At 41.1% G+C, this 24,206-nt stretch carries 18 protein-coding genes, 1 other RNA gene and 1 pseudogene; 12 read left to right on the forward strand and 8 right to left on the reverse strand.

Features of this window, described 5'->3' with window-relative positions; genetic code table 11:
- Nucleotides 1-105 precede the first annotated feature (105 nt).
- Together FTU36_RS14695 and gmtX are read left to right on the forward strand one after the other, a co-directional pair.
- Complete coding sequence (locus FTU36_RS14695; RefSeq protein ID WP_373686370.1) at nt 106-2,304, forward strand: VPA1269 family protein; 2,199 nt, start codon at nt 106-108, stop codon at nt 2,302-2,304.
- Nucleotides 2,294-2,965 carry a gamma-mobile-trio protein GmtX gene (gmtX, locus tag FTU36_RS14700; RefSeq protein WP_180118404.1) on the forward strand — a complete coding sequence of 224 codons (672 nt, stop codon included), beginning with the start codon at nt 2,294-2,296 and terminating at the stop codon, nt 2,963-2,965. Before FTU36_RS14695 ends, gmtX begins: the two co-directional genes overlap by 11 nt.
- Before the next feature lie 185 nt (nt 2,966-3,150).
- Here the strand turns inward: gmtX and FTU36_RS14705 are convergent, their stop codons facing one another.
- Both FTU36_RS14705 and FTU36_RS14710 read right to left on the reverse strand, forming a co-directional pair.
- Nucleotides 3,151-4,272, reverse strand: coding sequence for a PilT/PilU family type 4a pilus ATPase (locus tag FTU36_RS14705; protein ID WP_168379063.1), 1,122 nt, complete (start codon nt 4,270-4,272; stop codon nt 3,151-3,153).
- Nucleotides 4,273-4,299: 27 nt separating this feature from the next.
- Nucleotides 4,300-5,337, reverse strand: a complete 1,038-nt coding sequence (locus FTU36_RS14710; RefSeq protein WP_078190026.1) for a type IV pilus twitching motility protein PilT — start codon at nt 5,335-5,337, stop codon at nt 4,300-4,302.
- A gap of 125 nt (nt 5,338-5,462) precedes the next feature.
- On the opposite strand from FTU36_RS14710, the gene FTU36_RS14715 reads away from it, so the two are divergent.
- Nucleotides 5,463-6,149 carry a YggS family pyridoxal phosphate-dependent enzyme gene (locus tag FTU36_RS14715; protein ID WP_180040456.1) on the forward strand — a complete coding sequence of 229 codons (687 nt, stop codon included), beginning with the start codon at nt 5,463-5,465 and terminating at the stop codon, nt 6,147-6,149.
- A 193-nt stretch (nt 6,150-6,342) separates the two neighbouring features.
- Complete coding sequence (locus FTU36_RS14720; protein WP_078193098.1) at nt 6,343-7,143, forward strand: thioesterase family protein; 801 nt, start codon at nt 6,343-6,345, stop codon at nt 7,141-7,143.
- A 48-nt stretch (nt 7,144-7,191) separates the two neighbouring features.
- On the opposite strand, the gene FTU36_RS14725 is transcribed toward FTU36_RS14720, so the two are convergent.
- The 3 genes and pseudogenes from FTU36_RS14725 to FTU36_RS14735 form a co-directional block, all read right to left on the reverse strand.
- Nucleotides 7,192-10,785 carry an AAA family ATPase gene (locus FTU36_RS14725; RefSeq protein ID WP_180118406.1) on the reverse strand — a complete coding sequence of 1,198 codons (3,594 nt, stop codon included), beginning with the start codon at nt 10,783-10,785 and terminating at the stop codon, nt 7,192-7,194.
- A gap of 9 nt (nt 10,786-10,794) precedes the next feature.
- Nucleotides 10,795-12,048, reverse strand: a complete 1,254-nt coding sequence (locus FTU36_RS14730; protein WP_168379059.1) for an exonuclease SbcCD subunit D C-terminal domain-containing protein — start codon at nt 12,046-12,048, stop codon at nt 10,795-10,797.
- Nucleotides 12,049-12,181: 133 nt separating this feature from the next.
- A pseudogene (locus FTU36_RS14735) lies at nt 12,182-12,583 on the reverse strand (VOC family protein).
- A 144-nt stretch (nt 12,584-12,727) separates the two neighbouring features.
- Here FTU36_RS14735 and FTU36_RS14740 point away from each other — a divergent pair.
- From FTU36_RS14740 to FTU36_RS14750, 3 genes are all read left to right on the forward strand, one after another.
- The gene (locus FTU36_RS14740; RefSeq protein WP_180004261.1) at nt 12,728-13,672 is read left to right on the forward strand and encodes a GGDEF domain-containing protein; all 945 of its coding nucleotides are present in this window, start codon (nt 12,728-12,730) and stop codon (nt 13,670-13,672) included.
- A gap of 394 nt (nt 13,673-14,066) precedes the next feature.
- Nucleotides 14,067-14,516: an ABZJ_00895 family protein gene (locus tag FTU36_RS14745; RefSeq protein ID WP_168379056.1), complete on the forward strand. Its 450-nt coding sequence runs from the start codon at nt 14,067-14,069 to the stop codon at nt 14,514-14,516.
- Between the two features lie 66 nt (nt 14,517-14,582).
- Nucleotides 14,583-15,518, forward strand: a complete 936-nt coding sequence (locus tag FTU36_RS14750; RefSeq protein WP_180022278.1) for a TIGR01777 family oxidoreductase — start codon at nt 14,583-14,585, stop codon at nt 15,516-15,518.
- A gap of 21 nt (nt 15,519-15,539) precedes the next feature.
- Here the strand turns inward: FTU36_RS14750 and thiO are convergent, their stop codons facing one another.
- Both thiO and hemB read right to left on the reverse strand, forming a co-directional pair.
- On the reverse strand, nt 15,540-16,664 hold the full coding sequence (thiO, locus tag FTU36_RS14755) for a glycine oxidase ThiO (RefSeq protein ID WP_180118408.1): 1,125 nt from the start codon (nt 16,662-16,664) through the stop codon (nt 15,540-15,542).
- A 138-nt stretch (nt 16,665-16,802) separates the two neighbouring features.
- Entirely contained in the window at nt 16,803-17,816 is a 1,014-nt protein-coding gene (gene hemB, locus FTU36_RS14760) for a porphobilinogen synthase (RefSeq protein WP_180010032.1), read from the reverse strand.
- Nucleotides 17,817-17,923: 107 nt separating this feature from the next.
- On the opposite strand from hemB, the gene FTU36_RS14765 reads away from it, so the two are divergent.
- The 3 genes from FTU36_RS14765 (at nt 17,924) to FTU36_RS14775 (ending at nt 21,368) form a co-directional block, all read left to right on the forward strand.
- Nucleotides 17,924-18,421 carry a thioesterase family protein gene (locus tag FTU36_RS14765; protein ID WP_168379053.1) on the forward strand — a complete coding sequence of 166 codons (498 nt, stop codon included), beginning with the start codon at nt 17,924-17,926 and terminating at the stop codon, nt 18,419-18,421.
- Nucleotides 18,422-18,683: 262 nt separating this feature from the next.
- Nucleotides 18,684-19,835, forward strand: coding sequence for an efflux RND transporter periplasmic adaptor subunit (locus tag FTU36_RS14770; protein ID WP_180118410.1), 1,152 nt, complete (start codon nt 18,684-18,686; stop codon nt 19,833-19,835).
- 6 nt (nt 19,836-19,841) lie between these two features.
- Nucleotides 19,842-21,368, forward strand: a complete 1,527-nt coding sequence (locus tag FTU36_RS14775; protein WP_180118412.1) for a DHA2 family efflux MFS transporter permease subunit — start codon at nt 19,842-19,844, stop codon at nt 21,366-21,368.
- A 70-nt stretch (nt 21,369-21,438) separates the two neighbouring features.
- On the opposite strand, the gene glpK is transcribed toward FTU36_RS14775, so the two are convergent.
- Nucleotides 21,439-22,923 carry a glycerol kinase GlpK gene (gene glpK, locus FTU36_RS14780; RefSeq protein ID WP_180022282.1) on the reverse strand — a complete coding sequence of 495 codons (1,485 nt, stop codon included), beginning with the start codon at nt 22,921-22,923 and terminating at the stop codon, nt 21,439-21,441.
- Nucleotides 22,924-23,051: 128 nt separating this feature from the next.
- Between glpK and ssrA the strand changes: the two genes are divergently transcribed.
- Nucleotides 23,052-23,411: a transfer-messenger RNA gene (ssrA, locus tag FTU36_RS14785) on the forward strand.
- A 170-nt stretch (nt 23,412-23,581) separates the two neighbouring features.
- Nucleotides 23,582-24,082: an integrase arm-type DNA-binding domain-containing protein gene (locus FTU36_RS14790; protein ID WP_180118414.1), complete on the forward strand. Its 501-nt coding sequence runs from the start codon at nt 23,582-23,584 to the stop codon at nt 24,080-24,082.
- Nucleotides 24,083-24,206: the final 124 nt, after the last annotated feature.

The following is a 24,206-nucleotide window of genomic DNA, read 5'->3' on the forward strand; positions in this document are numbered from 1 at the left end:
TCGCAAGAGATGCGATGGATGTCTGATGATTTGTAGTCATAAATTTAAGTCCCCACTTGTTTCTAAGTGGGGACTAAATTAAGGCTTATAGGATGAATTCAGAAGGTGTGTTCAGCGGACGCTTACACAAGTAGAGGGTCTAGGTCAGAAACAGTTCATAATCCATTGCCATATCGTTATATTTGTGACCTTCGTCAGATTTTGTGCCCTGAACCTAATGGCCATTTTTCAGATTGGAAATGGGCACATGCTCAGACAGGACAAGGGACTCTAGGGGGGAGTTGGTTTGAAGTCGATGAAAGCTTAATTGATAAGCTTGATGCTGATTGTGTATGGAGATCAAAAGTAGTAACCCGAAACAAAAAAAAATGTGTCATTCATCAAATATGGTCGCCAGTAACATCTATGGTGTTATTCATTAAATTGCACCTGCCTTTACGAACATATCAAGTACGTATGTTAGATTCAGGTGAAGCAGATGTGCATCGTTATGAAAATGGTAATTGGACTAACAACTCACATCCTTTTATTATTAAACATCGTAATAAAGGTGTTTTTCGTCGATTTAAGGATCAAACTACAGGTTTTGATTCTACTGGTTTGTACATTAATACAAATAAAACAGCCGATCTTAATAAGGATGAATTTGAGCGAGGGTATGAAATTCCTTGGCAACATGAAATTGTTCTATATTGGCTCGAAAAATTGCGTAATTGGCAAGAAAAATATAATCCAATCACTGCACCCACAGACTGCTTAACCTTAGAACATAAGCATACGAATGAGAGTAAATCACCAGCTTATCTTGCAGCAATGGGTCAGATTTGTTTTTTATTTCGTAATGCATCTGCAAGTATATTAATCGATAGACACAAACCCATTAATGAAATTTCTATTGCCACTCTCTGGTATAAATTATTACAGCAATTGGAGAATGATCTATTAAAGTCAGGTAATACTTTATCAGATGGAACCCCTCTAAGATTAGTGCATGATTATGGTGAATATCCTATAAAATCAAAGAAAAAAACGGAATTTCCCTTACATAGCCTCCGTGTATCATTGATTACCTGCTATATCATGGATGCAAAGCTACCATTACCGGTAGTTTCTAAAATTTTAGCCGGTCATTCACGTCTTCTTATGACTATTTATTACACTAAAATTACACCAACTGTAATGAAGGAGAAAATGCAGGAAGCAAATGAGCTACTTGATACTCGATCAAAAGAAAGCATTCGAGTTTTCCTAAAAGATGCAGAAATGCGTCAAATACAATCTAAGATGGCTTATAAAGATGAGCATTCTATCGAAAGTGCTTTAGTAAATCGTAATCCTTTAGGCTGGGAAAAACGGCATCATGGATTATGTCTAGCCGGTGGTAATACTGTGCGCTTAGATGAATGTAAGACTGTGGCGGGTTGTTGGAATGGGGGTGAGGTAATTACAGAGCCAACTGTATCAAATAATGGAATTTGTGGCCCAGTACCCCATGGTCCAGAAAATTGTGTCCGTTGTCGTTGGTTTATCACTGATGCTCGCTATCTTCCTGCTCTAAATGCTCACCTTAATTTTATGAGTTACAAAGCTAACGAAGCAGCTAATTTAGCAACAAAACTTGAAGTCGATCTTGAACAGATGGAAGAGCTAAAGTATCAAGCAGAAATAGATGAAAAACCCTTTACTAAACATAATGAATTTCAAGCTCTTCAACGTAGATATGAAAAACAAATGGTTGAAGCAGACGAATATATAAGAGATTGGATTGCGACATTTGGATTAATTCGTCGTTTAATTGAAATTGAACGAAATCGTGCTGAAATAGATACTACTAATAAACTTGTTGCTGTTGGTTCAAAGAACGACATTAAAGTTGGGCTTATGGAAACCACATCTGAGTTATTACACCTTTCATTACTATGTGAAGATGCTGAAATCTTTCCTGATATGCTTGATGATTTAAAGAAAACATCTGTTATTCAAGAGAGAACCTTAAACTTAAGTCGCATCATGCTACGTAAAGGTTATACACCTCATTTATTAATGCTAGATGAAGACCAACAGTTGATTGCTGCAAATGCTATGATTCGCCAAATGGCTCTACAAGCAAATCCTATAGATAAATTGGATGGTTTTAAACAAGTAGCAAACTATTTAGAACTCGGTCAATTTATGGAGGATAGTAAATTGCTTGATTTCGGTATGAGTGCTTTAGATCACTCAAAAAATAATTTCTCTGAAAGTATTTCAATTAAATCATTATCACATCGAACAGAAAAAGGAGTTTTTCTAAATGTTGATTGATATCGATATGATTTTGGATGATCTTAAAAGAGATAAAAATCCTCGTACACAATGCTCATTAGACAAATTGAATCACCTTTTAAAAAGGCAATTTGAAGAAGGAAAGAAAGATTTTTCTATTGGAACAATTGGACAATTATCTAAAGAAAATGGGGGCGTAGGAACAGTTAGTATTCGTAATAAATCAGGTGAACATTTTCGTCTTTTGATTGATGCTTGGGCAACTAAGGCGAATGCATCTGTAAAAAAAATTCCAAAGGACACTTCTAAAAAATTAAAAGTACCTGCTGATATGGAACTTTTAAAACGTTTAGCTGACCCTGCTATGAGAGCTGTATTTGGCCAAATTATTGCGGAGAGAAACAAGCTTAAGGCGGAGAATAGTACTCTTAAACAAAATACAGAAATAATTGTAGATATGCGTCCTAATCAATTTCTTTATACTCCACAGGCCGAGCAAGGAGTTGAAGTCTTGCCAGCCTTAGATAGTATTTTACTTAAGACAGAAATCGAAGCTTTAGAAGATGCTATTAATGAGACAAAAATCATTAGTCGCTGTTGGACAGTTACTCAAATGGGGGGCGTTAAAGATGAAAATGGACATACTTTGTTTAAAACTGGATTTATTTCAGCTATCCAAAAAGTATTAGCAGAAATTTAAAAAAAACTGACTGGTAATCAACCAGTCAGTTTTTTTATATACGCTTTTATATGCATATAAAAACTAGGCTATGTCATAAGCTAATGTTAAAAATTAAGTTTTTTTAACATTTCTAGTTTTTATACAATTTTAACTAGATATAACTTACGAAGTCTGTTTTTTATTTCCGAAAGCATCATGCAGAATTAATGTTGACCATCAAAGGTAATATTTGAATTTGCACGCAGTAAATGCTCACCGCCTTCTTCAGACAATTTAATTTGTAGACGCAGGTCGTTCGGTGAGTCGGCATGTTTTAGCGCATCTTTGTAGCTAATTTGCTTGGCTTTATAAAGGTCATATAAGGCTTGGTCAAAGGTTTGCATACCTAGTTCACGAGAGCGCTTCATCAGGTCTTTAATTTCGTGCACTTCACCCTTACGGATTAAGTCTGAAATTAAAGGTGAGTTGATCAAAATCTCAATGGCAGCACGACGTGAATTACCATCAATGGTTGGAATCAACTGCTGCGCAACCATTGCTTTTAAGTTCAAAGATAAGTCCATGAATAGCTGACTATGACGATCTGCTTCAAAGAAGTGAATGATACGATCGATGGCCTGGTTGGCGTTGTTGGCATGCAGTGTTGCAAAAACCAAGTGACCGGTTTCAGCAAAGGCAATCGCATAGTCCATGGTTTCACGTGAACGAATCTCACCAATCAGAATCACGTCAGGTGCCTGACGTAGCGTATTCTTTAAGGCAACTTCGAAGGAGTCGGTATCAATACCCACTTCACGTTGGGTAATGATACAGCCTCGGTGTTGGTGTACAAATTCAATAGGGTCTTCAATTGTAATGATATGACCTTTGCTATTTTCATTACGATAGCCAATCAAAGATGCCAAAGAGGTTGATTTACCTGTACCCGTTGCACCTACGAAAATGATAATGCCACGCTTGGTCATCGCTAATTCTTTTAAAATCGGCGGTAATTTCAACTCATCCATCGTTGGAATAACGGTTTCGATACGACGCAGAACCATACCTGGCTGGTCACGTTGTTGAAAGGCGCTGACACGAAAACGAGCAGATTTACTGGTATTACTAATGGCAAAGTTACATTCGCGCGTATCGGCAAATTCCTTACGCTGTTTGTCAGACATAATCGAATGTAAGATTTGACCGACAGTCGGGCCCGGTAACTTAGTCGAGCCAATTGGCAAAATTTGCCCATTGATCTTAATCGAGGGTTCAACATCGGCTGTAATAAACAAATCCGATGCTTTTTTCTCCACCATATAATCAAGTAAGCCGTTAAAATCCATAACGATCGCCCCAGAAAAATAAAAAAATTACAAGAAAGATTCGGGTTGTTTCGCTGCAGTCCGTGCAGTTTGCGTACTAATAATGCCTTTTGCGACAAGGTTTTTTAAGCTTTGATCGAGTGTGGTCATACCGTAGTTGGCACCCGTTTGAATCGCAGAATACATTTGCGCGACTTTGTTTTCACGAATCAAGTTACGGATCGCAGGAATACCGATCATGATTTCATGCGCAGCCACACGACCGCCACCATTTTTCTTGAGTAGGGTTTGTGAAATTACGGCTTGAAGTGATTCAGATAACATGGCACGAACCATGTCTTTTTCTTCAGCAGGGAATACGTCAATCACACGGTCAATGGTTTTTGCGGCAGAGGTTGTATGGAGTGTACCGAAGACCAAGTGACCGGTTTCAGCAGCTGTCAGCGCCAAACGAATGGTTTCAAGGTCACGCATCTCACCGACTAAGATAATATCCGGGTCTTCACGCAGTGCGGAACGAAGTGCTTCGTTAAAGCCGTGCGTATCACGGTGTACTTCACGTTGGTTGACCAAGCATTTTTTTGATTCGTGTACAAATTCGATCGGGTCTTCGACCGTTAAAATATGGTCATAACGGTTGTCGTTGATGTAATCAACCATCGCAGCAAGCGTGGTTGATTTACCCGAACCTGTTGGACCGGTCACCAATACGATGCCACGTGGATATTCACAAATATCTTTGAAGATTTGGCCCATGCCAAGATCTTCAATGGTTAGTACTTTTGAAGGAATGGTACGGAATACGGCACCAGCACCACGGTTTTGGTTAAATGCGTTCACACGGAAACGAGCCACACCAGGTACTTCAAATGAAAAGTCAGTTTCTAATTTTTCTTCGTAATCACGACGCTGTTTATCGTTCATGATGTCGTAAACCAATTTGTGCACTTCTTTATGTTCAAGAGCAGGAAGGTTGATACGACGAACTTCACCATCCACACGAATCATTGGTGGCATACCAGAAGATAAATGTAAATCCGAAGCGTTATTTTTGGCAGCAAAGGCCAATAGTTCTGTAATGTCCATAAAATCCCCGAGATAAAAATTAAATCTTAATTATTTTGATAGAATAATAAGGCTTTCCCACAGCTTAACCAACACTTAGTTGCAGGGCAATGCAAAAAAAGATGAATGAAATGAGAACCCCGTCAATGAATAAACTTCAAGAAGCACGAAATCAAGTCTTGCAGCAAATTGAGCAGGCTTGCCAACTTGCGGGTCGACCACAGCAATCGGTTGAATTGTTGGCTGTATCTAAGACGCATCCTGCTGAAATGCTAAGAGAAATGTATGCAACGGGGCAACGCTCATTTGGTGAAAATTATCTGCAAGAAGCGCTTGAAAAAATTGAGGCTTTGGCAGATTTAGAGATTGATTGGCATTTCATTGGTCATGTACAGCGCAATAAAACCAAACATTTGGCTTCAAACTTTGCTTGGGTGCATGGGGTAGACCGTTTGATTATTGCGGAGCGTTTATCAAGCCAGCGAGAAGCGACGCAAGCACCTTTGAATATTTGCCTACAAGTCAATATTGATGCGCAAGATACGAAGGATGGCTGTCAGCCGAATGAAGTAGCAGGTTTGGTCGCACAGATTTCTACGCTACCGAATTTACGCTTACGTGGACTGATGGTGATTCCTGCTCCAAACAATCCGCAAGCGTTTGCTGATGCCAAAATGCTCTTTGAACACGTCAAAGCACAGCATGCGAAACCTGAAGATTGGGATACATTAAGTATGGGGATGTCAGGCGATATGACTGATGCGATTGCTGCGGGTTCAACGATGGTTCGCGTGGGGACAGCATTGTTTGGCGCACGTGATTATTCAAAATAGGACAGAAGATTCAGCCTGCTTTCAAAAACTAGGCTTATAAAGTGTAAGCACAGCAGATAAATTTTCACAATAGATGAAACCTATGGGTTCAAAGTGAGCCTTTTAATTTGAACTTTCCATTAAAGTTGAGTACAAAATAATCAGGATGTTTTTGATATTGAAGTAATTCACACTTGGACAAATAGGGAAGTTCATGACGGCATATTATCAGTTGATTCAACGCGACGTAGATGCGCAAGGCTGTGTCACGGCACATTACCATTCGACCAATTTAGCACAAGGTGCATGGAATGCACATGAGCAACACATGGCACCAGCTACAGGCATTATTTGTGCTGAATTAGACCGTTTTTCACCACGTCATGATATGCGTATCGGGCGCATTAGCCTCGATATTTTGGGCTTAATTCCTGCTGGCGAGTTTGAAATAATCACGCAAGTGATTCGTCCGGGAAAAACCATTGAACTGATTGAATCTGAAATGCGGGCTCAGGGCAAAACCTGCATTGTGGCACGCACTTGGCGCATGATGACGCAAAATAGCCAGTCCGTGAAAGGTTTGGAGGATGCTGATGTGACTGGGCCAGAAACTGCGCCGATTTGGGACGGTATCCGTCAGTGGCCGGGGGGATATATTCAGTCGATTGAAGCAAGAAGCCATGGGCGCCGTGCAGGTCAAGGCATTGTGTGGCTGAGAACACAGCATGACATGGTTGAAGGTGAGCCGACTGCTGATTTTGTCCGTTTAATGGGCATGGTTGATACCGCCAATGGTATTGTTCCGCGTCAGGATTGGCCATTTGGCTGGGGCTTTCCAAATCTGGATCTACAAATCCATTTGCACCGTTTACCACAGGGACAGTGGTTAGGTCTGGAAACCGTGCAGCAGTATGGAGCGGATGGTGTTGGTTTGAGTAGTTCTGTATTGCATGATGTCCATGGCCCATTTGGGCGTAGTGAACAGATTTTAACGCTACGTCCACTCGGGACGTAATGATCTAGAGAATCAAAAATTATAAAGCCTGCTTTAAGCAGGCTTTTTTTAAGATACGATTTGGATGGTGCTTGCACCTGCTCCGACAGGATTGACTTGAATTTGCACAGGGATTCGTTCGTGCATTTCTTGAATATGCGAGATCAATACTACTTTACGGCCTTGGTTTTGCAACTGATCTAGAGCATTCATGACCATGTGTAGACTTGAGGCATCTAGCGTGCCAAATCCTTCGTCAATAAATAGGCTTTCGATTTTCGTTGTTCCTGATGCCATGCTTGCAATGGCTAAGGATAAAGCGAGTGCTGTTAAGAACGACTCACCACCTGAAAGCGAAGAGACAGAGCGAGTTTCGCCATCCATGTCATGATCGATAATGGCTAGACTTAAGGAATTTTCAAGGCGCTTTAAGGTATAGCGCTGTGAAAGTATCGCCAATTGCTGGTTAGCATACTCGATTAAAATATCAAGGTTATATTGCTGCGCCAAATCACGGAACTTCTTGCCCGTTGCATCGCCCATTAAGCTCGAAATTTTATTCCAACGATGTTCTTCAGATTGGATCTGTTGAATCTGATCGGCAAATTGTTTTTGTTTGCTGAGGTTAGAAAAATGAACATCTAACTTACTTTTAAGTTGATCTCTAAGTTCTTGCTGTTCTGCAAGGGCTTTAAGATTTAGTGCAATGACACGCTCGATTTGTAAAATTTGTATTTCAGGCTGTGTTTTTAAATGCTGTTTCAACGTTTCTTGAATAGCCTGAATACCTGCTTGAGCATCTGAATAGGCACGTTCTGCATTTAAAACACGCTGTTTAAGCTGCTGTTCTTGTTCATATGAAATTGCACTAAGTTGCGCTAACAGCGTTTCACTAAATTCTGAATTTTGGCTCATCCATTGTTGAAGCGTATTTTCAACATGCCTCATTTGAGTGACTAATTGTGTTTGCTGGGTGAGGTATTCTTTTAAGCGACTTTGACTGGTTTCAAAGGCTTGACGTACTTGATCGAATGTTTGACGAGCCTGATTGAATCTCGTCTGTAACAGTTGTCTGTTTTGGTCAAAATCATTTAACCAATCATGTGGTTTTTCAACTTGTGTTTGGGTCATCTCAAAAATAGTTTGAATCGCAATATCACTATTTTTTTTGCCCTCAATTGTTAAATTTTCAATTAGATTTTGAGCCGTTTGAATTTTTTCCTGACTAAATTTAATTTGTTGCTGATAGTGCTCAAGCTGTTGTGAAGTTTGATTATATTGAGTATTTAACTCGTGGCGTTGCTTTAAGTAATTTTGACGTTGTTGTAGTGTGTGATAAATCTGTTTAGCCGCGCTTAAAGTCGACTGTTCCCATAATTTTTTTTCTACGTCATTCAACACAATGAGAATATGCTGAATATTGATTTCAGCTTGTTGCACACTGGATAAGTGCTGTGTGGTTTGTTGAATTGAAGTTATGAGTGCATGACTTTGTTTTTGAGCATTTTCATGTGAAATTAAGGCATCTTCAGTTTGTTTTTGCGCTTGTTGTGATTCATTGATTCTTGTCTGAATCAGTTGCGCCAAGGCTTCATGCTGATGTGAAAAATCAAAAGAAATATTTAGAATATTTAATTGTTGTTGAAGCGCATTTTTTGCCTGATCAAGTTGTATTTTTAAGGTCGCTAGCTGTTGCGCATTGGCATCCATTAACGCGGTTTGCTGAGTGGAGGTGGTTTGTAATTTTTGCCAAGCTTCGAAAGCCACTTTTTCCAATGCAAGTGCTTGTTGTTCTTGTTGCGTTTGTAGTTTCAGTAATTCATCAGAAAAAGCTTCTTTTTCTGAATAAGGATGATGGGTACTTCCACAGACTAAACACGCTTCGCCATCGACCAAATCTGCACGCAATTTTTCAATATTTTCCGTATTCAGTAAGCGCTGTTGTTGCAACATGTGTTGCAGTTTTTCACGCTCATTTTTCTGCGTTTGATAGGTAAGTTCGGCCGTTTTTAGCTGCGTATGACTTTGTTTAATTTGCTGAGCTAGTGTACGTTTCACCGTCATGAGATTGGTGTTTTCAGCATCAATATTTTGGAAGCTTTGCCATTGTTGCTGAACAACATTGAGCTGATTTAATTTTTGTAAAAGCTGGTCACGTTCGTAACGTAGTGATGAAATTTTCTGATTGAGCGCATCTTCTTGCCCAAATGTTTGCGTTAATTTTTCAAGTTGTTTTTGTTGTGTCTGTAATTGTGTATTGGCTTGTTGCACATTGCCATAATTTTTTTCAAATTGTGCATAACTTTGAATAAATCGTTGAGTCTGTGTGATATGCGCTGAAAGTGCATCATCGAGTGAGGCAAAGTGATTTGAACTTTCTAGCTGTGCCGTGTGTTGAGCAATATTGGTTTGCAGTTGCTCAAGCTGTTCCTTCATCTGTTTTTCATTGTTGATATGCGGAACAAGTTGGTTTTCAATCTCTTTAAAATCACCTTGCGCTTTGCGTAATTGATCTACCAATACAAGACGTTCAGCAATCCGGTCACGCACCAGTTTAATTTTGTCTTGATGTTGAATCTCAAATTGATGCTGTTGTTTTTGTTCTGTATCTATTTTTTCAAAGATGGTTTTTTCAGCATTGAATTGTTGTTCAATCTCTGAAAAATGCTGTTGTGCATGTGTCAATTGCGGCTGTAATTGTGCAATTTCAAGCTTGATATTTTTTTGTTGAATTACACTTGGGCGTATAGATGAAAAGCGTTCAAGTTGTTGCAGTTGTAGCTTTTCAGGCGCAAGTGCATCAAGTTGTTGTTGCTGATTTTGTAGTTGTTGCTGACGTGCTTGCACATCAGTTTCGTATTTTTGCTTTTGTTCATACCACTGTTGATTTTTTTCGAACGCTGATTTTTCTATTTCCAGCTTTTTATATTCTGTAGAAACCGTATTGAATTGATTCGTGGTTGTTATTAGATCTTCATCAGACAATATTTCAATATGTCCTAAAACATTTTCTAGCTCTTTACGCTGATTGACAATTTGCTTGGTTTTTTCAAAGGCCAATTGACCAATTTTCCCGAAAATACTGGAATTGGTTAGATACTCCAATAGCTCGCCACGTTCATTATCACGCGCTTTTAAAAAAGCGGTCACTTCTGACTGAGCCAGTAAAACGGCACGGGTGAACTGTTCAAAACTGAGTTGAGTAATGCGTAAAATTTGGCTCTCAACCGCTTTGGTTTTATCCGCAACAACAGTGCCATCTGTTAAGCATTTCAGTGAGCGCTGTACGCTTTGCAATTTACCGTTTGGGTTTTCACGGGCACGTTTAATTTCCCAACGTGCAGAATAGACTTTTTGGTCTTGAGCAATAAAACTGAGCTCGGCAAAGCCTTGACCTGTACCACGGCGTAATACGGTTTGCGGTGAGTTGGTCGGCAGCTCTGAACCATCGATATCGATCAGTTTACCATCGCTGTCTTTTAAACGTGGCACACGATTAAACAGCGCCAAACACATGGCATCTAAAATGGTTGATTTACCTGCACCAGTTTTGCCAATAATTGCTACTAAGCCTGCACTGGCTAAAGGCTCAGATTCAAAATCAATAAAATGTTCACCCGCTAAAGATGCCAAGTTTTTAATACGTATAGATAAAATTTTCATGGCAATTCCTTAAGCATTCACATCATCTTCAAGTGATTTTTGTGCTTCATCGACCAAACTTAAAAAATCTTTCATTACGGTGTCATCAGCACCATAGCCTTGTTTTTCCCAAAGGTTTTGGAATAATTTTTCAGGCGTAGGTGGATCAAGGTTGATTGCGGCTTGTTGCTGATTATTTTGATCTGAGTTTAAATAACGGCGGCTGATGCGCACCAACCGATAACGGTTCGGCGCTAAAGCCTCTTCAAACTGCTGTCTTAAATTAGGTGCAGGCGGGGTGTCGGTATGGTATTCAATTTCGACATATTCACGCTGATCAATATCTTCAATTTCACCGCTCGCCAAAGCAGATAATTGTGCCAAAACTTCTGGAATTGTGCCTTTGATGCGATGCAATTGCACACTGCGCGGAATTGCTAAGGACCCCATTTGAAAGCGTGATTCATCTGTTTGAGTTGGATCAATACTGATCTCAAGCACTTGGTGCTTATAATTAATTTCACTAAATGACAGGGGAATCGGTGAGCCGCTATAACGGATATGGGTCTGTGCGACTTTTTGCGGTTTATGCAAATGCCCAAGTGCGACATAGTCAATTACATCATCAAATAGGGCAGTCGAAAGCGCTTCTTCATTGCCAATAATAATCGGGCGCTCTGAGTCCGACGTTTCACCGCCTTGCATGTGGGCATGTGACATTAAAATTAAGGCTTGATCTGAAGTTTTACGTGCTTTGGCTTCCGCAATTAATTGCTGATGCACATAGGTAATAGCGTTTTGGCTATTGGTGGTTTGATCATTGAATCCGGTGATCTCGGCAGCCCGTAAAAAAGGTAAGGTTAGACACCATGCCACAATATTTTTGTGTTCATCATAAATAGGCACGAGTAATCGGTCTAAATCGAGCTGACCTTCAGTATTTTTATGGACCACGCCAACAGCTTTGGCATGGTATTTTTCTAATAATGGCTCAACTTGTTCAATACGGTAACCTGAGTCATGATTGCCTGCGATCATCAGGGTTTGCATGTGCGGGGCACGCACATGCGCATCGGCTAAAAATTGATAGAGCTGTTTTTGCGCTTTGGAAGCTGGGTTGATGACATCAAAAATATCGCCAGCTATCAGCAGGGCATGCGGCTGCTTTTGTTCTATTTGTTCGAGTAACCAATGAAGAAACTGTTCGTGTTCGTAGTCACGTGAGTGGTTATAGAAGAATTGTCCTAAATGCCAATCAGAAGTATGAAAAAAACGAACAGTCATGCAAGCCCCCAAAAATCAAAAAAATTGATTGGGGTCTAAAGTATCACAGATGTTCACATTTTCGAGGGTGATTAATCATTCATACGTCAAACTAAGTCGTTCTCGACAGTTACAAGGTCATCAATCTAAGCTATTACTGTGCATTTGAATCGACTTGTACGAGGCCAAAGGTATTGTGGTCTGGGTATAAGAAATAGCCTTGCCAACATTGACCAGGAATCGCAAATTTTTCCATGGCAATTTGACCACCCTGCGCCAAAATTTTCTCAGCGATATGGTCGAAATCTTCAACTTCAAAACTACAGGTAAATGCATTGGTGCCGCAGTGCGTTGGTGGAGTCTGAGCAGGGCGCTCTAAGAGGCCACCATGAATGCCTTGAGTTTCAATACGGAAGTATTGAATCGGTAGCCCTTCAACTGGGATAAATGACCAACCAAAAACGGCAGAATAATAGACAACTTAACGCTTGGTATCAGAACTTTGAATTTCAAAATAGTAGGCTGGTTCATTGTTGTTATATTTTCTTTGAAGGATTACACGTTTCAAATAGCAGAGATTTGAAATTAGGCTAAAAAATACCAAGAACTAGGAATATAAAATGTTGTTCTAATCCTGTATATAGATCAATTGTTGTACAGCAGGTGTATTACCTGCATTTGGGGTAGCAGGAGATGCAACATGCCAAATAATCCTTTTGATGAAGAAAAACTTGCAAATAGTATGGTGTATAAGACTTTATTAGAGTCTACATTAGCCATTCCTTGGTGTATTGATTGGGACAGTAAAACATTCAGCTATATTGGACCGCAAATTGAAAAGTTGCTCGGTTGGAAGCAAAATACTTGGCGCACCGTTCAGGACTGGGCATCACGTATGCATGAGGAAGACCGTGATTTTGTGCTGAATTATTGTGTTTCGCAGTCGATGGCTGGTATAGATCATGAGGCAGATTATCGCGCACTTAAAGAGGATGGTTCATATCTTTGGATACGTGATGTTGTGCATGTCGTGCGTAAACCAAATGGTGATGTAGATTGCCTCGTAGGATTTATGTTTGATATTTCCGAACGTAAAAAACAAGAAGAACAGTTACAAAAATTGCAACGTCAGCTCGAAGAATATTCATATAAAGATGGCTTAACCGGTATTGCCAATCGACGTTTGTTTGATGACTTTTATCAACGCGAATGGTTGAACGCGATACGCACACAAAAGCCACTGAGTTTAATTCTGATCGATTTGGATTATTTTAAACAATACAACGACTTGAATGGTCATGTGATTGGGGATACATGTCTGCGTCAAATTGCGAAAAGTTTGGAATCTTGTTGTACACGACCTCGTGATTTAGTCGCGCGTTTTGGTGGTGAGGAATTTGCTTGGATTTTACCAGAAACCAATGAGGCAGCAGCAGCAGTGATGGCCGATAGAATTATGGAGGCCGTGCGTGCTGCACGATTACCGCATAAAGCTTCAGCGGTGTCTGAACTCGTCACACTCAGCATGGGGGTAAAAACCATTATTCCATCAGATCTAGATAATCGAATGCAATTTTTGGATCAGGTCGATAAAAACCTTTATGTAGCGAAAAGACAGGGGCGTAATCGCTATTGTGCTGCATAACATGGCTTTGCTGTTGTGACTTATTTTAAAGTTGCAGCAAGTTTTTAGTCAGTCGATATTTTATCGGCTGATTTTTTTTGGTGTAGAATATAAAAATTAAATGCTGAATACATAAGGCACAAAATAAAAGACCGACGATTCGAGTGATGATGAAATCGTCGGTCAAAAAATCGATTTTAAATTTAAGTGATGGCTGCTGTTCATACTTAAATTCAAAATGAAACTTATTGCTTTTAAAAAGGTCACCGAAACATTGTGGATGCCGTCCAAATCATCGGTTGCTACAGACCTTGTACCCTATATAACGTAGCTGATTACAGATTGGTTGACATGAAAATGAAAAAAAATGCATTTTTTTTTATACTAGGTGTCAACTTCTTCTTGGGTTAGGGTCATGGTGTCTTTAACACGTTATTTTTTCTTGTTTTTTTTCATTTGTTTAATCATGACCTGTATTTGCGGTGTGATCGCAGCATTATTGCCACAGGGTGTGGGTGGTATTTTAACGGTCGTACCCTATCTGATTGCCATGATCGTGGTGTTATTTCGGTTTTTAAATAAAAATCAGAGAGCACCGACACAGGCAGAACGTAAAAAATTTACCCTAGGTTTTAGCCTGATTTTTTGGTTATATAATTTTGGTTTTGTACTTTTGGGTATCGCAATTTTTTCAAGAAAAGATCCTGAAATTTGGCAAAATTTAATGCTCTATGTTCAACATCCTCAGTTTATGAGTTTAATGGTGATCATGTTATTACTGATGGCTATCCCTTTGTATTTAATCACCTATTGGTTTTATGGTCCGCAAGCACAGCGGATGGCTTCTCAAAAGTTTGGCGCATAAAGCTTGATCATCTGGTGATCTTGTTCTATAGATAACAGTATTATTTCATATAGATAAGAACAAATTATGCATCAGCCCACAGTACTGCTGACGGGTGGCAGCGGTTTTATTGGCACACATCTCATCAAGGCACTTTTAGCTGCGGATTATAAAGTGATTGGGCTCAGTCGTAAGGCTGGGCGTATTTCTAAATCACCACATTTAACTTGGGTACAGCAGCTCGATCAAATTCCTCATGACAGAATTGATTATGTGATTAATCTTGCAGGTGAAAGTATCGGCAAAGGTCGCTGGACAGAGACGCGTAAACAGCAATTATTAGAAAGTCGGGTCAAAACCACAGAAGCGCTGTATCAATATTTACGTAAACGTAAAATTTTTCCGAAATGCATTATTTCAGGTTCGGCTGTTGGCTATTATGGTATTGATATTGAAGAACAATGGACAAAAGTGTGCGATGAAAATGCTGCACCACAAGCCATTTTTATGTCAGAGCTATGCCAAAGTTGGGAGCAAGTCACACGCCAATTTCCTGAACAAAATACCATTATCACACGACTAGGTGTGGTCTTGGCTGAAGGTGGCGGAATCTTACCGCAAATGCTGCGACCGATTCAGCTCAATTTGGTCAACAAAATAGGTTCCGGTCGGCAGCCTTTTGTGTGGATACATATACAAGATGTGATCCGAAGTATGCTGTTTTTAATGAAACAAGCAGAGAAAAAACATGCATTGCTTGAACCCACGCCAATCGATCCGCATATTTTCAATTTGGTTGCGCCTGAAAAAACGACGCAGGCTCAGTTTGCGCAGATTGCAGCACGTCAATTAGCCAAAAAGCCGTGGCTCAATGTGCCTGCAACTATCTTTAAAATTTTATTGGGTGAGCAATCGCAATTAATTTTAAATGGTCAATTGGTTCAGCCAGCCGCATTATTACAGCAAGGCTTTGAGTTTAAATTTCCGACGTTAAAAGAAGCCTTACAGGATTTATTGGCTTAATTGAAATTGGCCTATTGACCATTAGTCGACGCTTAATAACGCATCTTGAAACAGGCGAGTCGGACTATAGTGGTCTGCATTGAATGAAGGCGTTTCCCCAGTCATCAGTTCAGCCAATAACTGAGCTGAAGCTGGTCCCATGCATAAACCATTTCTAAAATGCCCAAAATTTGCCCATAGATTGTCGTAATTTGGCATCTGCCCAATATACGGAATCCCTTCAGGGGAAGATGGACGCAGGCCAGCCCAAGATTTCACAATCGGAAAGTTGGCAAGCTCTGGCACCATGTCAAAGCAAGATTCTTGAATATGCTGTAAGGTTGCATCTGTGGTCTGAGTATCAAAACCACATTGGCGCATACTTGAGCCGCAAACCACATGACCGTCTTGGCGTGGAATCAAGTACATGACTTTATTCATGCACATGGTCGGCAACCAGTTCTGCGGGGTTTTAAAGAGAAGCATTTGTCCCTGTACGGGTTGTACGGGTATCTCAATGTCCAGTTGTTCACTCCACGCGGCTGACCAAGCGCCCGTGGCAATAACGAATTGATCTGCTGTATGTTGTGTACCATCTGCGGTGGTGATGGACTGGATACGATTGTCCGTACGGTTTAATTGGTGGATCAGACAATGTTCATAAATCTGAACTTTGGGATGCTGCTGTAAATAAGCCGTTAATGACTGCAAAAGTCGTGGATTACGGATGTTGGCTAATTGCGAAAAATAAATGCCATGTGCAAAGCGTGCTGAAATGTGAGGATTAATCTGCTCAATTTGATCGGATTGTAAATAATCAGCGTGTTGCATTGGGTCTTGGTGCAAACGGGAATAATCTAAGCCAATTTCAAAATCATCTTCATCAAAAATCAACATGCCAGTTTCATGAATTTCAAAATCAATCCCAGTCATAGGTTTTAATTTTTCATTCCATTTTTGGTAGCTCTGCTTGCCATAACGTGCGAGCGCATTGACTTCATTGGGATATCGCCAAGGATACATCGGGGAGAGGATGCCACCACCAGCCCATGATGCGGCAGAACCTGTGCGTTGTTGGTCGAAAATCGTCACCGTACAACCGCGTTCAACCAGTTCTAATGCGCTGAGTAAACCACTAATACCCGCCCCAATAATGGCAATATTCATGTTCTTTTAACCGATGAATGTATGAGTTTGATCTTAACTTCAGCAACGCCGAAGTTTTTCTTCCAAGACTGTTTTTTAAATTTTACAGATATAAAAAAAGCCTTCCTGAACGTTACCATTTCAGGAAGGCTTTGCAGGTTATTTCATGTCTTTCAACATGAGTGCTGCATCTTCAGCAAAGTAAGTCCAGATCCCATCTGCACCTGCACGGCGGCAGCTCATAAGCGATTCGATAATCACGTTTTCAGACAGCCAACCATTTTGAATGGCACCTGCCAACATGGCGTATTCGCCACTCACTTGATAGACAAATGTTGGAACACCGAAATTATCTTTGACTTCACGGACGATATCTAAATACGGCATACCCGGTTTTACAATCACCATGTCGGCGCCTTCTTGAATATCGAGTGCGATTTCATGTAAAGCTTCAGCACGGTTACCGATGTCCATTTGGTAATTGTATTTATTGCCACCTTTGAGGTTGCTTGAAGAACCTACCGCATCACGGAATGGACCATAGAAGCTAGACGCATATTTTGCAGAATAAGCCATGATGTTGGTATAGATATGACCATTGGCTTCAAGCGCTTGGCGGATTGCACCGATACGACCATCCATCATGTCACTTGGTGCAACTACATCTGCACCCGCTTCGGCATGGCTGAGCGCTTGTTTAATTAAGCATTCAACGGTTTCATCATTCAGTACATAGCCGGTATCATCAATAATCCCGTCTTGACCATGTGTGGTATATGGGTCGAGTGCACCATCAGTGATGAGAACCATTTCTGGTAGTTCTTTTTTTAATAAGCGGATGGTGCTTTGGACTAAGCCATCTTCATGCCAAGCTGCTTCAGCCGTTAAGCTTTTGTCTTCCTGTGGTGTAACTGGGAACAAAGCTAATTTTGAAACACCCAATTCGAGTAAACGTTCTGCCTTTTTTAGTAACAAGTCAGCAGATAGACGCTGTACGTTTGGCATGCTTGGAATGTCTTGAGTTTGTTGCTGGCCTGGCAACACAAATACTGGATAAATGAGATGATCAGTCGTCAGTTGAGTTTCACGCACCATGGCACGAAGCTGGTCATTTTTACGAATGCGACGCATGCGGGTAGCAGGAAAAGCTGGACGATTGAACGTATAGGTCATAACAATCTCATTGATCAGTATTAAACTTTGACTATTGTAGACGCATAATGAGGGTTTGGCGCACCCCGTATTATTTTTTTATTCAATGACAGCGATTCGAGTAGGCTATGACAGATGTAAATAAGAGTTGGACCGGTAATATTGACCTAAACTCGAAGATTGAAATCGATACTTTATTAAATAACATTGCTCAAGCATTTAACAGCTCCCCATTTTTTGTACACAATGCAATGAAAATGACGGTGATTGATGGTCAGATCGAAGCACGTGTGGATATGGCCAGTAATTTAATTGGAAATGTCGCATTCCAAATTTTACATGGTGGTGTTGCGGCAACTTTACTCGACAGTATCGGTGGTATTTCAGCGATGGCTGAATTGTATAAAAAGGCCACAGCTGAAGATCTAGCAGAAACGAGTAAAAAGGTATCTCGCTTAGCGACCGTCGATATGCGTGTGGATTATTTGGCGCCAGGACGTGGACAGTATTTCGTTGCACGAGCTGAAACCTTACGTTTAGGCCGTAAGGGTTGCACTATGCGTATGACCATGGTCAATGATGAAGGTAAAGTGATTGCAACGGCGATTGCATCGTATGCTTATTAAGCCATTCTTAAGTTAACACATTCAAAATAATGAAAAAATAAAGTCCAGTATTGGCAGCAGGGCATGATTTTATCCTGTTGCCGACGAAAAAAAGACTGACGAGTTACATTTTCTATTCTCAGGATATGATTTTTTAGCTTTAAAATGCCGGAAAATTGAAGAAGATAGACTTTCTCACGACACCATTATCTGACAGCAAAGTTGACATGCTTTGCAAAGCTCATGATGCCATGACCAAGTCTGCTAGATTTAGGACAAATCTATGACAGATACCGTTAGTAACCTGCCAGAAACCCCATCTACAAAGCAGCCCACCGATCAGGAATTAAAAGCACGCAGAAAAAAAGGCCTTGGTATAGTGGCTGTATTGATCGTGATTGCTTTGGTGATGTATTTGATTTGGTCAATATTTCTAAATCATTCCGTCAGTACCGATAATGCCTATGTCGGTGCAGAAACAGCGTCGATTACCTCGATGGTCACGGGGCAAGTGGCAGAGGTTTTGGTGAGTGATACGCAGCAAGTGAAAAAAGGCGATGTGCTTGTTCGCATTGATGCTCGTGATGCTGAAATTGCCTTAGCTCAGGCACAGGCTGAATTACTTAAAGCAAAACGCCAATACAAACAAACTGCGGCGAATAGTAGTTCTTTAAACTCGCAAATCTTTGTCAGTGATGATGCAATTCATAGTGCAAGCGCACAAGTCGCCAAAGCACAAGCCGATCTGAATAAAGCTCAAGATGAATTACAACGTCGTCAACAATTGGCTGCTTCAGGTGCGATTTCTAAAGAAGAATTAAGCACAGCGCAAAGTGCTGTGAATACAGCTAAAGCTAGTTTTGATGTGGCTCAAGCAGGACTTGCTCAAGCCAAATCTAGTCAAAAAGCGGCACAAAGTAATAAAGCGGCGAATGATGCATTAATTCAAGACAGCAATGAAAACTCAACCCCAGATGTTTTAGTTGCACAAGCACGTCTACAACAAGCTCAGTTGGACTTAGAACGTACACAAATTAAAGCACCTTTTGATGGTGTGGTGACACGTCGTAATATTCAAGTTGGGCAACGCATTGCACCGGGAACGTCATTAATGATGGTGGTGCCAGTCTCTCAGTTATATGTCGATGCCAACTTTAAAGAAAGCCAATTGGCAGGGGTGCAAGCGGGTCAAAAAGTTGAACTGACATCTGATCTGTATGGTGACAAAGTTAAATTTAATGGCATAGTCACTGGTTTTTCTGGTGGCACAGGTTCAGCATTTGCCTTGATTCCAGCACAAAATGCCACAGGAAACTGGATTAAAGTGGTTCAGCGTTTACCTGTGAGGATACGTTTAGATCCAAAAGAGTTGGCAGAACACCCACTCCGTGTGGGGCTGTCTATGGAAGCGACGATTGACCTGAAATCGAAGTAATTGCCTATGAATCAGCAAATGCAAATGACTGACCTAAAAGGTGGTCGTCTGATTATCGCTGCCTTGGTCTTGGCATTGGCGAACTTTATGGTTGTGCTCGACATGACCATTGCCAATGTATCAGTGCCGCATATCACCGGTAGTCTTGCAGTGTCAGCATCCCAAGGGACATGGGTCATTACCTCCTATGCTGTGGCAGAAGCGATTTGTGTGCCATTGACCGGTTGGCTCGCTGGACGCTTTGGTTCTGTACGGGTTTTTGTGATCAGCCTGTTTGGCTTTACAGTATTTTCGATACTGTGTGGTTTGTCGACCAGTTTAGAAATGTTGGTGTTTTGCCGAATTGGGCAAGGTTTGTTTGGTGGTCCGATTATGCCACTGAGCCAAACGTTGTTAATGCGCATTTTCCCTCCTGAAAAGCAATCCCAAGCCATGGGGATGTGGGCGATGACTACCGTCGTTGGTCCTATTTTAGGTCCAATTTTGGGTGGTACGATCAGTGATAATTTATCTTGGCATTGGATTTTCTTTATCAATATTCCTGTCGGGATCGGTTGTGCAATCGCAGCGATGCGCTTACTGAAAACGGCTGAAACTCCAACACAGAAATTGAAAATTGACCGCGGTGGTTTACTGCTGTTGGTGTTGTGGATCGGTGCCTTGCAATTGATGTTGGACTTGGGTCATGAACGAGATTGGTTTAATCATCCATTTATCGTGGTACTGGCACTGACGGCATTTGTCGGGTTGATCGTTTTTACGATTTGGGAGCTGACTGAGCGGCATCCTGTGGTGAATATACTGCTGTTTAAGTACCGAAGCTTTACCATTTCGGTCTTGGCTTTGGCCTTTGGTTTTGGTGCCTTCTTCGGGAGTATTGTCCTGATTCCGCAGTGGTTACAGATCAACTTGGGCTATACCGCAACGTGGGCAGGCTATCTCACTGCAACGATGGGCGTCGGTAGTCTGACCATGTCGCCAATTGTTGCGAAGCTTGCAACCAAGTACGATCAACGTGCTTTGGCGAGTTTTGGTTTAAGTATCTTGGGCGGTGTAACCCTTATGCGCGCCTTTTGGACTACGGATGCAGACTTTATGGCTTTGGCTTTGCCGCAAATATTACAAGGTTTTGCCGTTCCATTTTTCTTTATTCCTTTGTCCAATATGGCCTTGGCATCGGTACTGCCACAAGACATGGCATCTGCGGCAGGTTTGATGAACTTCTTAAGAACCATGGCTGGGGCTATTGGCGCATCGATTGCTGTTACCATTTGGGATGATCAAACCAAAGTCGCACGCAGTGAAATGGTCAGTAATTTACATGCTACTGAGGTACAAAATACCTTGGTGAATCATGGAATGAGTTCAGAAGCCGCATTGGGTTACATCTCCAGTTTGGTGGATAAAGAAGCCTTAACGCTTTCAGCCAATCATGTGTTTTTAGTACTGGCGGGTGTCTTTATATTCGCTGCACTGATCATTTGGCTCTGCCCACGGCCTAAAGCAGGTGTGGGTGGTGGTCATGCACACTAAATAACATCAAGCATAAAAAAACCGCTCATTCGAGCGGTTTTTTATTGCATACGGCGTTGATTGAAAAAAATCAAAGATCCGAGCGCGCCCGTTTGAGTGCAGATTGCCACTGAGCCAAATGAAATTCACGTTGATCGGCATTCATTTTTGGTTCAAAAGCACGTTCTAATTGCCATGAAGCGGCAATTTCATCAAGATTTGAAAACACACCCGCTTTGAGTCCAGCCATCGCGGCAGCACCCCATGCAGTTGATTCTAAAAGTTTAGGACGCAGTACAGGCACATTTAAGATATCGGCCTGAAATTGCATCAGCATATCATTGCTACTGGCACCGCCATCGACCCGGAGTTCTTTAAGTGGACTAGACAGGTCTGACTGCATGGCGGTCAATACATCCGACACTTGAAAGGCAATGGCCTCTAAGGCGGCACGAGCTATGTGGGATTTATTTGTACCACGTGACATTCCACAGAGGAGGGCACGGGCATCACTATCCCAATGCGGAGCGCCTAGCCCAGTAAAGGCAGGAACCAAAACCACGCCATCGGTATGCTCCACTTGGCACGCGAGTTTTTCAACATCACTGCTTTTTTGAATAATCCCTAAACCGTCTCTTAGCCATTGCACAATGGCACCCGCCATAAAGACACTGCCTTCGAGTGCATAATGGGTTTGGTTTTGTGCTTTCCACGCCAATGTCGAGAGTAGTTTATTTTGACTATATTGAACTTCAGTGCCGGTATTAAACAACATGAAACAGCCTGTACCGTAGGTATTTTTGGCTGTACCGGCTTCAAAACAAGATTGACCAAATAGCGCAGATTGTTGATCACCTAAAATGCCGGTAATGGGAATGTTTGCGCCAAGTAAACCTGTAGCGGTATCTGCAATATATTCATCTGAACTGATGATTTTAGGAAGGACCGAAAGGGGAATATCAAATAATTCTAAGAGTTCTTCATCCCAAGCTTGTTGCTGCAAGTTCATTAGCATGGTTCGTGAGGCATTGCTGGCTTCAATCACATGCTCTGCACCTTGTGTCAGGTTCCACACCAACCAACTGTCAATCGTGCCGAAAGCCACATGACCTTGCTCTGCGAGTTCACGTAGACCTTGGGTGTGTTCTAATAACCAGACCAATTTCCCAGCACTAAAATAGGGGTCGATACGTAAACCGGTCTTTTTGTGAATGAGGTCATTGAGGTTTTGTTGAGTTAGTTGCCCACACCACTCGGTTGCACGGCGGTCTTGCCAGACAATTGCAGGAGCGAGCGGTTGACCTGTGCGTTTATCCCAAACCACAGTGGTTTCACGCTGATTGGTCAGGCCAATGGCTTTAATGTCTTTGGCGAGGATACGGGCAGAAGCGAGCGCTTGCTGTACGACGGCAATTTGGGTACTCCAAATTTCCTGAGCATCTTGCTCCACCCAACCCGAATGTGGGGTTTGAATATGGGTTTCCCGTTGAGCTGTAGCTTGAACTTGTCCATGTTCGTTAAAAATGATCGCACGACTTGAAGTCGTTCCTTGATCGAGTGCCAATAAATAGCTCATATATTTTTCTTTTGCGGTCTTGAAAAATAAAATATTAACGCAATTATGTAATTAAGCGCAGATCAATGTGTAATTGTTTCGAAATTGCATCGCAATTTTTTGCAGTTATGCTATGATGACGCTACTTTGGGGATGTTTCTGGCTTCGACGCTGGTGATGAAACTCATAGATGCATGTCGAGAGCGCATTTTCTCTCGTAAATCAAATTTGCATATTTTAGTCGCAAACGACGAAACTTACGCTCTAGCTGCCTAAGGGCAGCTTGTCCGCATCCCTGAATACTTGTGGTTAGGGGTCCCGACTGAAGCGAACGCACACAAGTCCGTATAAGATCAAGCCTTGGGGTCTTATACTAAATCTTAAAGGATCGCGATTTGTACCCTGTTCGTCGGGTCACAAAGAGCTAAATCAATAGACGATATCTAAGCATGTAGTATTCTCGAGCGTAGTGCTGGCGGACGCGGGTTCAACTCCCGCCATCTCCACCAAAATTCAAATCCATATAGTCTCATGTGGTCTTTAAAGGTATGAAAATTAATAACTTTCATGCCTTTTTTGTTTCTTAATATTCCTTTAAGTCTCTTAAAGTCTCATGCATTGTGTTGGTATAAGTGTTGGTATAAAACTATTTCCAAGTTAATTTTTGGAATAGATAAAAGTGTTAAAAGCTCAACAAATTAAAGATGCCAAGCACTCAGGAGTCGGCAAAGCTCCACTCAAGTTGAGTGATGGAAATGGTCTTCAACTTCATGTTTTTGCCAATGGAAGAAAAACATGGATCTATTCTTATCGTTATAACGGGAAACAAAAAAATATTACTTTGGGCAAGTATCCTCAAGTGACTGCAATTGTTGCTCGAAGCAACGCAGCTAATTTAAAAAAGCAATTAGAGGAGAATCCTGATCAGGATCCTTCGATAGGCAGTACAAAGAATAAGAAAGTAGAGTTAGATAATTCTAAATTATTCAGAGTCATTACTGAAAAGTGGTTTATGTCTAAAAAAGACTCTCATGCTTCTACGACATATAACAGAAATTTAGGAGCAATTAGAAAGCATATTTTTCCAATGCTAGGTGATAAATCAATCGATGATATTACTCAAGATGAAATTTTAGATATAGCAACCAAAATGCAAGCTAACGGTACAATTGAGATGTGAACCGTACCGGGTTTGTCGGAGACTCAGTATTCTGAGAGAATGTTCCGATGACCAAATTAAAATATACCCCTGAAATCAGAGAAAGAGCGGTTCAATTATTGATTGAATCTGAAAAAGACTATCC

Source organism: Acinetobacter sp. YH12096, assembly GCF_013419215.1.
Classification (GTDB): Bacteria; Pseudomonadota; Gammaproteobacteria; order Pseudomonadales; family Moraxellaceae; genus Acinetobacter; species Acinetobacter amyesii.

Excerpts from the sequence above, each read along its gene's own strand:
- gmtX (WP_180118404.1), top strand. The coding sequence starts at position 2,294 with ATGTTGATTGATATCGATATGATTTTGGATGATCTTAAAAGAGATAAA.
- FTU36_RS14705 (WP_168379063.1), bottom strand. The coding sequence starts at position 4,272 with ATGGATTTTAACGGCTTACTTGATTATATGGTGGAGAAAAAAGCATCG.
- FTU36_RS14710 (WP_078190026.1), bottom strand. The coding sequence starts at position 5,337 with ATGGACATTACAGAACTATTGGCCTTTGCTGCCAAAAATAACGCTTCG.
- FTU36_RS14715 (WP_180040456.1), top strand. The coding sequence starts at position 5,463 with ATGAATAAACTTCAAGAAGCACGAAATCAAGTCTTGCAGCAAATTGAG.
- FTU36_RS14720 (WP_078193098.1), top strand. The coding sequence starts at position 6,343 with ATGACGGCATATTATCAGTTGATTCAACGCGACGTAGATGCGCAAGGC.
- FTU36_RS14725 (WP_180118406.1), bottom strand. The coding sequence starts at position 10,785 with ATGAAAATTTTATCTATACGTATTAAAAACTTGGCATCTTTAGCGGGT.
- FTU36_RS14730 (WP_168379059.1), bottom strand. The coding sequence starts at position 12,048 with ATGACTGTTCGTTTTTTTCATACTTCTGATTGGCATTTAGGACAATTC.
- FTU36_RS14740 (WP_180004261.1), top strand. The coding sequence starts at position 12,728 with ATGCCAAATAATCCTTTTGATGAAGAAAAACTTGCAAATAGTATGGTG.
- FTU36_RS14745 (WP_168379056.1), top strand. The coding sequence starts at position 14,067 with ATGGTGTCTTTAACACGTTATTTTTTCTTGTTTTTTTTCATTTGTTTA.
- FTU36_RS14750 (WP_180022278.1), top strand. The coding sequence starts at position 14,583 with ATGCATCAGCCCACAGTACTGCTGACGGGTGGCAGCGGTTTTATTGGC.
- thiO (WP_180118408.1), bottom strand. The coding sequence starts at position 16,664 with ATGAATATTGCCATTATTGGGGCGGGTATTAGTGGTTTACTCAGCGCA.
- hemB (WP_180010032.1), bottom strand. The coding sequence starts at position 17,816 with ATGACCTATACGTTCAATCGTCCAGCTTTTCCTGCTACCCGCATGCGT.
- FTU36_RS14765 (WP_168379053.1), top strand. The coding sequence starts at position 17,924 with ATGACAGATGTAAATAAGAGTTGGACCGGTAATATTGACCTAAACTCG.
- FTU36_RS14770 (WP_180118410.1), top strand. The coding sequence starts at position 18,684 with ATGACAGATACCGTTAGTAACCTGCCAGAAACCCCATCTACAAAGCAG.
- FTU36_RS14775 (WP_180118412.1), top strand. The coding sequence starts at position 19,842 with ATGAATCAGCAAATGCAAATGACTGACCTAAAAGGTGGTCGTCTGATT.
- glpK (WP_180022282.1), bottom strand. The coding sequence starts at position 22,923 with ATGAGCTATTTATTGGCACTCGATCAAGGAACGACTTCAAGTCGTGCG.